The 12,794-nt window shown below is 59.5% G+C and carries 7 protein-coding genes; 4 read left to right on the top strand and 3 right to left on the bottom strand.

Translation table 11 applies throughout. From position 1 onward, the window contains the following. Window positions 1–1,857: 1,857 nt before the first annotated feature. The 4 genes from MP439_08055 to MP439_08070 all read left to right on the top strand — a co-directional run bounded on the left by MP439_08055 (window position 1,858) and on the right by MP439_08070 (window position 7,359). Window positions 1,858–3,180, top strand: coding sequence for a hypothetical protein (locus tag MP439_08055; GenBank protein MCI2976015.1), 1,323 nt, complete (start codon window positions 1,858–1,860; stop codon window positions 3,178–3,180). A 193-nt stretch (window positions 3,181–3,373) separates the two neighbouring features. Then, complete coding sequence (gene eno, locus MP439_08060; GenBank protein MCI2976016.1) at window positions 3,374–4,615, top strand: phosphopyruvate hydratase; 1,242 nt, start codon at window positions 3,374–3,376, stop codon at window positions 4,613–4,615. After that, on the top strand, window positions 4,615–4,920 hold the full coding sequence (locus MP439_08065) for a septum formation initiator family protein (GenBank protein ID MCI2976017.1): 306 nt from the start codon (window positions 4,615–4,617) through the stop codon (window positions 4,918–4,920). The genes eno and MP439_08065 overlap by 1 nt, the downstream gene beginning before the upstream one ends. 180 nt (window positions 4,921–5,100) lie before the next feature. After that, window positions 5,101–7,359, top strand: coding sequence for a xanthine dehydrogenase family protein molybdopterin-binding subunit (locus tag MP439_08070; protein ID MCI2976018.1), 2,259 nt, complete (start codon window positions 5,101–5,103; stop codon window positions 7,357–7,359). Between the two features lie 393 nt (window positions 7,360–7,752). Here the strand turns inward: MP439_08070 and MP439_08075 are convergent, their stop codons facing one another. The 3 genes from MP439_08075 to pth are packed head-to-tail and all read right to left on the bottom strand — an operon-like array spanning window position 7,753 to window position 12,778. Further along, complete coding sequence (locus MP439_08075) at window positions 7,753–8,775, bottom strand: peptidylprolyl isomerase (GenBank protein MCI2976019.1); 1,023 nt, start codon at window positions 8,773–8,775, stop codon at window positions 7,753–7,755. A gap of 44 nt (window positions 8,776–8,819) precedes the next feature. After that, on the bottom strand, window positions 8,820–12,200 hold the full coding sequence (gene mfd / locus MP439_08080) for a transcription-repair coupling factor (GenBank protein ID MCI2976020.1): 3,381 nt from the start codon (window positions 12,198–12,200) through the stop codon (window positions 8,820–8,822). Then, entirely contained in the window at window positions 12,200–12,778 is a 579-nt protein-coding gene (gene pth, locus MP439_08085; GenBank protein ID MCI2976021.1) for an aminoacyl-tRNA hydrolase, read from the bottom strand. Before pth ends, mfd begins: the two co-directional genes overlap by 1 nt. Window positions 12,779–12,794: the final 16 nt, after the last annotated feature.

Raw genomic sequence — 12,794 nt, forward strand, 5'->3', positions numbered from 1 at the left:
ACGGTACATGCGCATGTCGCAGGTTCCGACATTCAAACAGTCAACGCGGCCTCCAGGCGCCAAACATGTCCTGATCCAACGTGTGGGTATGTCCATAGGGACAACCGACACGGGGATGTGTTGCACTGTGTCAATCCTTCGTGGGATTGCAACTGGCAAGGCGATGTGGATCACGTAGCCTCCATGACATCACATCAAGGACCAAAGATCGCCAGATCGACCGGTTCACTCCCGATGCGCAAGTGAAGAAGATCCTTGACGAGAGGTTCCTACGCCGAATGGAAAGCCGCAGTATCCAATTGGATGCTATGGCTACCGCTCACGGCAGGACTCCAGGCATGCCACGACAACGCAAGTTGGAGGTGGTCAAGCATCGACTTGGGCTCGTTCTGTCCTGTGGAGAGGGCAGAACACTCACAGGCGGCTGGAGAGCGACAACACAAGAGGTGCAGATAAATGTAGATGTCTTTTGGAGCGGAAATAGAGCACTCAACGCCAAAGACAACGATGGAGCCCCACTTGCCTCCCCGACGTGTAGCTAGGCTCATGAGTCCGTAAGTGCACCAACACCCACAGCAACTCGAGGATTAGCCCAACTGCACCAACACGTGCCCACCCCAACAACATCGACAACCAGATCACAACCAATGCCAGCGGGTCAGCTGCCAGGTTGCCTCGCAACGCAGTCGTCGACTACAACGTATTCGCACACGGTCCCTCGGTGGTGTGCTCGCAAGGTAGTCCTGGCTGTGCGCTCTCATCCAAGATCTGAGCAACCGTTCGCCACCAGGATCGATGGATACAATGAGAACGTGGGAAATACCGATGAACACGGCTCCAACCAACGATCCTCGATTGTTGCCACCCATGGAGTTAGCGCCACCACGGCTCGATCCCCGACGCAACCGCCAGGGCAGGGCAGCCGTCGTATCGACCACAAGCCAGGAGTCGGCAGCGTCGGTTACCAAAGGTCGACGTTGGGGCACATGTTGGTTCGACTCGCAGGGCCCAATAGTGGCGAGCCATAAAACCGACCCCCCCCCACTGGAATCGACCGAATACTGCCTGATCTGAGCAAGCTCTGGCTTATCCACCGCCATCGACGCGTTATTTGCGCCGGCGCCGGTGGCTCCGAACCTAGCAAGGTTAATGTTGCCGTATTAGGTTATGGCGTTAGCGCCTCGGCCGATGATCGGCTGTGTTATGAGGCGGTTTTCGCGGGTCGTCCGCTTTTTCGACGGCCACTGGTTCGTGCTGTGGTTGCAGCGAGTTCCACAACCTCGCCAACCTGTGCCTCGAATCCATCACGGCGCCACCAGCGAGTCCCACAGGCAGCACAGCTAACAAGGACCAGCTCGTGGCCACCAACACCGAGCTCGATGATAACGAGCTCCTTTTCTCGACAAACGGGGCACAATGCGTCCACCCTGTTCTCCCTCCACCCATGCTCCGAGGCTCGCAAGCCTCAGTTCGTAAGTTTCGGATAAGATCGCAGAAAACTTTAACACTTGATGAAACACCGTTGAGCAGGTAGGGAGTCGATCGTCAACCACATCGTGGATCCCACCGTGTTGCGCGCGTCGATGGTATTGCCGACAGGTGCGCTAGACTGCTGGTCCACTCTCAATCGGAGCTCACTGCGTTGAGTTCTGCGATACCCAGTTGAGCTCCTTGGTACCCAAAAGCCGCGTCGGTGTCTAAGCCAACCACACGATCTCACGAAGGACCGGCACCTGGCGCTTTCTGGGAAACGAATACCTCTCCTCGCCATGGACGACACTGGTTCGCCCATCTCATCGATCATCGGATCGACCCGCCCACTCCGTAACGTGGGGCGCCCACCGGTAACCTGGGGAGATGGAATCCATAATCGTTCTCGTTGGAGCGGGCATCGCCGATGCCTCGCCATCGCTCGTAGCTAACGCCATCGCTGGCTGCACAACCGTCGTCTGTCGTACCCTGCGCCACCCCGGTCTCAGCGAAGCCCTCGCAGTCGCCATGGACGCCAACGTCCCCCTACTCAACTGTGACGATCTCTACGACCAGGCCGAGAGCTTTGACGAACTGTACCCCCGCATCGTTGACCGTCTCAGGGATCTTGCCGCGATTCCCGACAACACACGTATCGCCTACGTCGTTCCAGGCTCCCCCGCCATCGCCGAGCAAAGCGTGCAGTTACTCCTCGCCCAAACCGACCTGACCGTCGAGATTGGCGCGGGCCTAGGTCTGATCGACTACGCGTCACTCAAACTCCGCTACGACCCCGCTCGTGGCCTCAAGATCGTCGACGCCCTCGAGCTACTCGATGAACTGCCCGCAGAGGGGGGCACGTTCTTGGTTCTGCAGTGCTACGACCCGATGATCGCTCACGACATCGTATCCGCCGTCAGGGATCGCGATGGTCGAGTGCACATGCTCTACCATCTGGGGCTAACCGATGAACACATCAGCGAGGTCGACGAACAGAGCGATGTGCTCAACGATTGTGACCACCTCACTAGCCTCTGGATCAGCGACCTCAGTCCACAGTTTGCCCAGCTCACATCGCTGCTTGGGGTCGTACATCGCCTGCGCTCTGAATGCCCATGGGATGCCGAACAAACGCATCGATCACTCGCGCGCCACCTCTTAGAAGAGGCGCACGAAGTCATCGATGCTATCGATGAACTCGAGCTCGCCCCCGCACCCAATGACGCATTCATCCAACACCTCGAGGAGGAGCTCGGCGATCTCCTGCTTCAGGTCCTGATGCACGCTGAGATCGGTCGCGACGTCGCCGACTTCGATCTGGAGTCGATCGCACAAGCGCTGCGTCTCAAGCTCATACGCCGACATCCTCACGTCTTCGCCGATGTAAACGTAGACTCTGCGGACGAGGTCGTCGCCAACTGGGAGATCATCAAAGCCGATGAGCGCAAAGGGGCCCAGCCGTCGCGGGTCCCTGAGACACTCCCAGCGGCACTCCGACTCCAAAAGGCCTATCGCAAAGCCACTGGCCTCGGCCAAACACCAGCAACGCTTCAGGCGATCCTCGCCTCGATGAACTCAGAGAATCAGGCGAAGGCGAACTTCCTCACGGCATCCCTTGCCGCGCTCGCCGACGGCGTCGACCTCGAGGAGGCGCTACGGCATCTGGCTCGGCTACTTGAAGGTGATCTCCCACTCAACGAGGCCCGCTAGAGCTGCCTCGATGACCGACCGATGCCACCTCGGTCTTGATCGAAGCAACCTATCGATCGAGTCATTGATTCGCTCGCAGGTGAAGGTGCTATGGTAAAGGAAAAGAGGTTCGTGTACGACGAAGACTCGAGAGGATACGAAAGGCAATCCATTGGCGCGTAACGACAACGAAATCGTCCAGGTAGCGGCCCGCATGGTGCTGGATTCGCGCGGGAACCCAACCGTTGAGGCAGAGGTGGCACTCGCCGGTGGCGCGCGAGGCCGTGCGATTACACCGTCAGGGGCATCTACTGGAAAGCATGAGGCCGTTGAGCTTCGTGACGGAGGGAAGGACTTTTCGGGCAAAGGGGTCTCTCGGGCAATTGCCAATGTCAATGGAACGATCGCCAACGCCGTTGTTGGCCTCGACGCGCGTCAACAACGACTGCTGGATCGAACCATGATCGCCCTCGACGACACCTCCGACAAGTCCCGCCTCGGTGCCAACGCAATGCTGGCAGTCTCGCTCGCGACCGCTCGGGCTGGGGCCAACGCCGCCCGCCTACCCCTCACTGCGTACCTCGGGGGCGTCAACGCTACCTTACTCCCGGTCCCGATGATGAACGTGATTAACGGCGGCGTACACGCCTCCAACAACCTCGACATGCAAGAGTTCATGATCGTCCCCCATGGTGCCGCCAGCTTTCGCGAAGCCCTGCAGTGGGGCGTCGAAACCTATGCGGCCCTCAAGAAAGAACTCGTCGCCAAATCACTCGCTACCACCGTTGGTGACGAGGGCGGCTTTGCCCCAGACCTCGGATCTCACAAAGAAGCGCTTGCGCTGTTAGTAGGGGCGATCGAGAAGGCCAGACTGCGGCCGGGTACCGACGTCTCGCTCGCCATCGATCCGGCCAGCACCGAGTTCTTTGTCGATGGACGCTACGTCCTGAAAGGCGAAGGGCGATCACTCACCGGTGAAGAGATGGTCGATTACTACGAGGAACTCGTCGAAGCTTTCCCGATCATCTCCATCGAGGACCCCATGGCCGAGGAGGACTGGAGTGGCTGGAGACTCTTCACTGAGCGGCTCGGCAAGCGTATCCAGGTCATTGGGGACGACATCTTCGTCACGAATCCGCGACTGCTCGAGCGCGGCTTCAAGGAGTCGGTCGCGAACTCAATCCTCATCAAGCTCAACCAAATCGGTACCCTCACCGAGACACTTGAGACCATGGAGCTTGCTCGCTCGCACGCCTACACGACGGTCATCTCTCACCGTTCTGGAGAGACCGAGGACACCTTCATCGCTGACCTGGCCGTTGCCACCGGAGCCGGACAGATCAAGACCGGTGCCCCAGCCCGGTCCGATCGGGTGGCGAAATACAATCAGCTCCTCAGGATTGAGGCTATGCTAGGCGAGGGAGCGCGATATATCGATTGGGTGAAAAGAGGCTAGTGAAGGGTCGGCGACGTATCATTGTGGTGGTGGCACTGGCCGTCGGGGCCGTGGTCTACGCAACGACGGTGTTGCCAACGGGCCAGCTTCTCGGGGTCCTCGCCACCAAACACCGTGACGCCGCCCAACTTCGGGCACTTGACGCGACAAACAAGAGTCTCCGTCAAGACATTACGCGCCTCAACTCACCGCAGTGGATCGAGACGATCGCCCGTAACGACTTCGGCATGTATCCCGTCGGCTCAACCCCGTATCAGATTCTCCCGAGTTCGCCCCTCTATCACCCGCCAGCCACCCGACCCTGATGTCGCTCACGCGCTTCCAGCAGGTTGCATTCGCCTGTCGGCCCCACGCAATAACAATCCTGGGCGCACGATCAGGTCGCCAATGATCATCATCAATGATTCGCCATTATCCGTGAGATGAACCTCCGGTGATCGAGGGGATCTTTAGCACCGGGGACCAACACAACAGAAAGGGAAACCATGAGCATTTTGGGCAGCCGCGTCGTTCGCAAAGAAGACCCAAGCCTCCTGCGTGGTGAGGGCCGCTACGTTGCAAACCTCGACCTCGACGATCCGCTTTTTGCGTGTTTTGTTACCTCCCCATTCGCGCACGCCAGGTTTACCAACGTGTCCATCGAGGATGCCCTCGCCGTGCCCGGTGTCGAGCACGTCCTTTGCGCCGCCGATCTTGGGGTGCAACCGATTCCCGGGGCAATACGGGACCGGCCCGAATGGTCACGGCCCATCTTGGCTGTGGACCGGGTCCGCTACGTTGGAGAGCCGTACGCACTCGTCCTCGCCACGAGCCCAGAGGCAGCTTTCGATGGTGCAGAGTTGGTCTTTGCCGACTTTGAACCGCTTACAGCGGTGATCGACCCCGAAGAGGCCGCCACGGACGCGGTCCTGCTCTTCCCGGACACCACCAACATTTTCTCCAAGAGCGAACCCGAACATGATCCACATCTGTTTGATGAAGCCGATGTCGTGGTCTCGGACCGGCTCATCAACCAACGCCTGGCACCTTGCTCACTTGAGACACGCGCGATGGCGGCGGTGCCTACACCAGATGGCCGTCTCGTGGTCTATGCGTCGACACAGTCCGCACACGGCCTCAAGAGAACGCTGACGCGTTGCCTTGACATCGATGACACTGCGCTCGTCGTCCGCGCGCTCGACGTTGGCGGAGGCTTTGGTGCCAAAGTCACCGTGTATCCCGAAGACGTCGCCATCGCTGGGGCCGCCATCAAGCTCGGTCGCTCCATCAAATGGCAGGAGGACCGGAGTCGATCGATGCTCGGTCTCGTCCACGGCCGTGCCCAAATCCAGTACGTTGAGATTGGAGCCAAGCGAGATGGGACGCTTGTGGGGTATCGCCTTCACATTATCCAAGACAGCGGAGCATATCCAGCCTTCGGCGCGCTGCTTCCGACCCTCACCATGCTGATGGCACCCGGCACCTACGTGATACCCAAGATCGAGACCTCCTACGTCTCCGTCGCCACGAACACCACCCCGATATCCGCGTACCGCGGAGCCGGACGACCCGAAGCGGCTGCCGCCATCGAACGCATGATGGATCGGCTGGCCCTGGAGCTCGAGATGGATCCGGTCGAAATCCGCCGTCGCAACCTGATCCCAAACGATGCCTTCCCCTTCACAACACCGACGGGTGCCAACTACGACGTCGGCGACTATGTCCGCGCGCTCGACGCGGCCTGCGAGCAGGCTGGCTATGCGCAGCTCCGCGACGAACAGCGCCGGCGCCGAGTCGATCAGGCGCCGCTGCAGCTCGGGATCGGCCTCGCCGTCTACGTTGAAATCACCAACGGAGGGGGCTCCAGCGAATATGGACGCGTCGAGGTTCGCGATGACGGCTCCGTCGTCGCCTACTCGGGAACCTCGCCACACGGTCAAGGCCATGCAACGGCATGGTCAATGCTGGTCTCAAACGAGCTCGGCATCGACCTCGACCAAGTTCAGGTCATCACCGGCGACACCGACCTTGTACCTCGCGGTGTCGGCACCTTCGGATCGCGTTCCCTCCAGACTGGAGGAGTAGCGGTGCAAGGGGCAGCGCACGAACTCAGCATCCGAGCCAAGCGAGTAGCGGCCGCGATGCTCGAGGCGAACGAAGCCGACATCGCGCTTGGTCAAGCTGGGGCGTTTGTCCAGGGTAGTCCATCAATCACAATCCACTGGGCCGAACTCGCCAAACGTGCTCGCGAGCTTGACGACCCACTCGACGTGACCCTCGACTTCGATCCAGCGGATGCCACCTTCCCCTTTGGAGCCCATCTTGCGGTGGTCGAGGTCGATGTCGAGACCGGTCAAACGCGGTTGGTGAGCCTCACCGCCGTCGACGATGCTGGAAAGATCTTGAGTCCTCTACTCGCTGAGGGCCAAGTGCATGGTGGCATCGCTCAAGGCATCGCTCAAGCGCTGCTCGAGGAGTTTCGCTACAGTGGCGATGGGACGCCCCTCACACCCAACTTCGCGGACTACTCGATGATTTCGGCCACGGAGTTGCCGTCATTTGCCCTGATACATCAGGAGACGCCCACCTTCATGAATCCCCTCGGAGCAAAGGGGATCGGAGAATCCGGCACGATCGGCGCAACTCCGGCCGTCTGGAACGCCGTCATCGACGCGCTCTCTCACCTCGGGGTTCACCACATCAACCTGCCCTTAAGCCCACAACGAATTGTCAGCGCAATCAGCTCGGCTCAAGATCGGCCTTGACTCGGCTCGTCCATCAGACCTAGGCCCGTATCAGGCGTACAGCCCGAAAGCGCGACCCGCCTCTCGGCTGTGCATCACGATGACAGCCGTAGGATTGAGGCGGGCTCGAATGCTCTCACGACGCCGAGCGGCCCCACAACCTACAGCATCGACGTAGGCGTGGATCTCGATCCAATGGATCGATGACGCTTCCCATCAGACACCCTACGCATCGATTACCCACTATGCCAGTAGCCAGTTACGTCAACAGCTGGGGACATCGAAGGCTCTGTGACCACAGACGTCCCACAACCGATCGCCCTATCCATTGACAACGCAACGAGATCCGAAGACACGCCGTTTGGTCAGTGTCGAAGCGCACCAACCCCGCTGTGCACCGTATCTTTGTCTATGTTAACCGATAAGCCCCGGCGTGAAATATTGCCGCAGCGCCTTGGAACTCGGGCCGTTATTCGGAGCGACCTGTAGAACCCCAGCCACGTCTTTGACACGCCCGTACTCGGGGTTGACCTTGAGTGGCTCTGTCTTAGAGTCACGAGCAAGAAAGCTATTTAAAAGTGCCGATCCGTGGGCCAACTCGTCATTGGCGGCACTTAGCTCCGCGTTACGGAACGGAATGAGTGTCCGAGACGTGACCTCGATGATCGAGAAACCTTGCGAAATCTGCACCGGCAACGAAGGATAATTGACCGGCAGTGTCTTGATCGCGTTCGCGTATCCGGCGCCAAGTACCTGCTCATACTGGGCGATCGTGCCACAACCGACCGCACCACCAGGTGACTGACTGCTCTTGTTTTCAGAGTACCGGTCCGCCGCGGCGGCGAACGAAAGGCCTCCCTTGATCTTGGCCAACACCGCTTCGGCTTCCAGGGGCGAAGTCTCAAGGATCTCAGAAGAGCAGACATCGACAAAGTTGGCGCGATGGCTCGCATAATAGGCCTGAACACCCGAGGTCGTCAACGCCACATTGGCGAGGTGAGCCTCCATCGTAACGATCGCACGGGTATCGCTCACGAGTTGTGTTTGGTAGGCCTTCGAGAAGTCATTGAAGGTCGTCTGAGACCCTACTGATTGGATCGTCAACGCCTTCGCTAACTGGTCCTCAAGTGGAGTCGAGGTCAACCCCAATTGGTGCTCCTCTTGGAGGATGCGGTCAATAGTGATCCGTCGATTTAAAATATTGTCGACAAATAGCGTCGTGTAGCTCTTCTTGTCAGGCCCAAAAACCGGAGACTTGTTCTTCTTCAGCAAAGCATCGAAGGCCGAATTCGCAGAGACTTGGCGAAGTTCTGTTTGCAGCTGCGAGTTGGTGATGGTTTCGGGTCCCACCTTCGCTGCATAACCGATGGTCGAACAGCTCGCCAACACCAGACCTAGCGACAGCGGTAGAAACTTCAACAACCTGTGCGACGACATACTCCTCCTTGGCTTCACAGCCACCTCATCCTACTAGATCTACCCTAGGAGGGCGAATTCGTCGAACCCATAATGATTTCACGAACCAGCCCGATCAGGTCATCACGAGGTCGAAACGGTATCACGATCTCTTGATCGGACGCACGGTACGTCGGTCGCGACCTCAGTCGTCGCAGCCGGACCTCCTCAGAGGGACGGAGCGTCACGGGCCGCAGGAAGACCTCCATGGTTCCGGAGCGTGGGGAGCGACGCGAACCCACCTCGCGCACGCCACGGGCGAGGAGTCCGAGCTTGAGACGGGTCATGTCGAGGAGATTGACGACAGCCGAAGGATAGGGTCCGAACCGATCAGACAACTCATCAGCGAGTTCACCGACCTCGGCGTCGCTGCGTGCAAGCGCAAATCGGCGATAGAGATCCATACGGGTCGCCTCATCCTCGACATAACTTGCTGGGATCGAGTAGGACACCGGAAGGTCGATATTGATCTCGGCGGGCTCGATGGTCTCATCACCCTTCATCTGGGCCACCGCTTCGGCGACAAGGCGCACGTACAACTCGTAACCGACCGCACTCATGTGACCGGACTGGCGTTGGCCAAGGAACGTCCCGGCACCACGGAGCTCGAGGTCGCGCATGGCAATCCGATAACCGGCACCGAGGTCGGTATTCTCAACGATGGTCCGTAGCCGCTCCAGAGCGATCTCAGACAGGGGCTTGGTGCGTGGATAAAACAGATAGGCATAGGCTCGCTGCCCCGAGCGACCGACTCGTCCACGCAACTGGTGCAGCTGGCCAAGACCGAGATCCTCAGCATGATCAACAATGAGGGTGTTGACCGAGGGCAGATCGATACCGCTCTCGATGATGGTGGTGCAGACGAGCACGTCGGCGTGCCGATGCCAAAAATCGTTGACGACGCGCTCAAGTTCGTGTTCTGGAAGCTGGCCATGGGCGATCAGAATGCGAGCATTTGGCACCAGATCAGCAACCTTGCGAGCGACTGACTGGATATCGCGTACCCGATTATGTACGTAAAACACCTGACCACCGCGGATGAGCTCGCGTCGAATGGCCTCAGAAATCGCAGCATCGTCATCTGGTCCGACGTGAGTGAGAATCGGCTGTCGATCCAATGGTGGCGTGCGCAGCAGCGACATGTCCCGCACACCAACAAGAGAGAGCTCGAGGGTGCGTGGGATCGGCGTGGCCGACAAGGTCAACACATCGAGATCCGGGTGTCGCGTCTTCCAGAACTCCTTGTGTTGGACACCAAAGCGCTGTTCTTCGTCGATGACCAGCAGACCAAGGCGCTTGAAGTCGATCTCCTTCGAGACGAGTGAGTGGGTCGCCACGAGACAGTCGAGGGTGCCGAGTCGCAACTCCTCCTTGAGCCGTTTCACCTCGCGCCCACTCACAAATCGAGACAACAGCCCCACCTTGACCCCGTAGGGCTCGAAGCGCTCCTGGAAGGTGTCGTAATGCTGTTGGGCGAGGATCGTGGTGGGGACCAGGATCGCCACCTGGGAGCCGCTTTGAATCGTCTTAAAGGCCGCTCGTATCGCCACCTCGGTCTTGCCAAAACCGACATCGCCACAGATCATCCGATCCATCGGGGTTGGTTGCTCGAGGTCGCGCTTGGTCTCCTCGATGGCCGTGAGCTGATCAGGGGTGAGCTCATAGGGGAAGGCTGACTCTAACTCGCTCTGCCAGACCGAATCGGCCTCCTTGGCATGGCCTGCGGTGATGAGGCGCTTCTGATACAGCACCACCAGCTCTTGGGCAACCTCGTTGGCGGCCCTACGCGCTTTGCGCACCTGTTGACTCCATTCTCTGGAGCCAAGCCTTGACAGCGCTGGGTTTTCGCCTCCGACATAGAGGGTAATGCGATCCGTCTGGTCGGAGGGGAGATAGATCTTGTCCTTGCCGCCGAATTCAAGCAGCAGATAGTCGCGCTCAACCTCGGCAATGGAGCGTGAGACGATGCCCTGATAGCGCGCGACGCCATAGGTTTCATGGACCACCAAGGTGCCCGGGGCAAGATCGTCGAGGGTCGAGGTGGCGGTGCGCATCGCCCGTCGCTTGGGTGTGGGTGCCACAAGCGGTCGAACAAGATCGGCGTCTGCAATCACCGCGATCTTGGCAGCCCTTGATTGAAAGGAGTGATACAACCGCACAGCCTCTGCCAGATACAACCCTGGTGTGGACGGCTCGGGGCCATCTTGGCCGAGCACGACGCCATGGCGATCAAAGCTGGCGAACGTCGTACGAAGCGCCCGAAGGCGTGATGTGGACTCAGCCGTTACGATAACGCGATAACCCTCACCAACGAGCAAGCTGACCCGCTCGGCGAAACCTGGCATGTCACGATGGTCGATCCTCACGACATCTGGATCTCCGTCATGGAGAGCCAAATCGATGCGATTGGCCGCGCTATGATCTAAGTGTTCGAAGGGCGCGAGCAAGCCAGCCGTCGCAGGGATGACATCGAGACCCCATGTGGGCCCCAATGCCTCGGCCATCGACTGCTCATCGGATCGGATGCGCACGGACTCGGCCTCAAGCAGCGAACCACCAGCCACCATGAGCACATCATCATCGCTGAGCAGGTCAGTGGGCAACACTGCCTCATGGTCGAGTACGAGCGGCAGGAGGCTCTCGAGTGGATCGGCGCTCACCCCATTCACGAGTTCGGCGATCCTATCGGCGAGCACTGGAGCGCGCTGGGCGAGCTCGAGGAAGCCAGCCCGCAACGAATCATCAAGGAGTACCTCTTTGGCCGGGAGGATGTCGCATTGGGCAAGCGAATCGACGGTCAGCTGTGACGAGGCATCGAATGCGACGAGGCGATCTAGCTCGTCACCGAAGAAGTCAGCTCGAATCGGGTAGGCACAATCTGGAGGAAAGCAATCCACGATCGAACCCCGCACCGCGAACTCCCCAGGACTCGAAACCTGGGACTCCCGCAGGTAGCCGCTGTCCGCTAGATACTGGGTCAGTTCAGCCTGGGGGGTCATCGCCCCGACGTGGAGTGTGTACCCCTTGATGTTGACGGCGCTTGGTACCAACCGTTGCAGAGCCCCTCGGATGGATGCGACGACGATGACGCCCGTCTCGGACTTGTCTTCCAAGGCGGCGAGCGCCCGAAGTCGGCGCCCGACGGTGCGCATCGAGGGAGCGACGCGTTCAAAAGGCACGGTGTCCCACGCCGGCAGCCACAGGCATCGATGATCGTCTTGTAGCTGCGCGAGATCGTAGGCATAGGTTTGCGCTTCATCTTCGCTGGCAACAATGAGCATGACGTTGCGGCCCTTCGCGCTCTTGGCCATCAGCGCCGCGGATGCCCCAGCGGCAGGTCCGAGCAGATCGCGGTCGACGACACCACCGATCTGGTCGATGAGCCGGGCGAGGAGGGTCGAAGACATCAGCCAACCCGCCGATTGTACTCGGTCATCGCACGCTCAGGACCGACCTCGATCACGTCGCGAACCGCACAAACCCCACGTTGAACGGCAGCATCGAGCTCGGCTCGATCCTCGGGCCTGGGGCGCTGGAGAACATAATCGACCACGGACGGGCGACCAACCGGCCGTCCAATACCTACCCTGATCCGAACGAAGTTTTGTGTGTGGATATGATGCACGATCGACTTGAGCCCGTTATGACCGGCGAGTCCACCACCGACCTTGACACGCACTACCCCTGGCTCAAGATCGAGCTCATCATGGATAACGATCAGTCCAGCTGGATACTGCACCGGGTTGTAGCGCACAAACTCCGCGACGGCGAGCCCCGACTCGTTCATAAAGGTCTGAGGCAACAGAATATGAACATCATGATCGCCGATGGCGGCGCTGCCAACCACACCATGGGATCTGCGGACGAGCGCTACACCATACTCTTGCGCAACCGCCTCAGCCACCTCAAAACCCATGTTGTGGCGAGTTCCCCGATACCGGGAGCCTGGGTTACCCAGTCCAACTACCAAAACCGAGCTGGTCACCTCCTCGGAGATGGCA

Source organism: Ferrimicrobium sp. (assembly GCA_022690815.1).
GTDB lineage: Bacteria > Actinomycetota > Acidimicrobiia > Acidimicrobiales > Acidimicrobiaceae > Ferrimicrobium.

Bases quoted from the DNA above. Each gene is read 5' to 3' on its own strand.
- MP439_08055 (MCI2976015.1), top strand. From the start codon at position 1,858: ATGGAATCCATAATCGTTCTCGTTGGAGCGGGCATCGCCGATGCCTCG.
- eno (MCI2976016.1), top strand. From the start codon at position 3,374: ATGGTGCTGGATTCGCGCGGGAACCCAACCGTTGAGGCAGAGGTGGCA.
- MP439_08075 (MCI2976019.1), bottom strand. From the start codon at position 8,775: ATGTCGTCGCACAGGTTGTTGAAGTTTCTACCGCTGTCGCTAGGTCTG.
- mfd (MCI2976020.1), bottom strand. From the start codon at position 12,200: ATGTCTTCGACCCTCCTCGCCCGGCTCATCGACCAGATCGGTGGTGTC.
- MP439_08070 (MCI2976018.1), top strand. From the start codon at position 5,101: ATGAGCATTTTGGGCAGCCGCGTCGTTCGCAAAGAAGACCCAAGCCTC.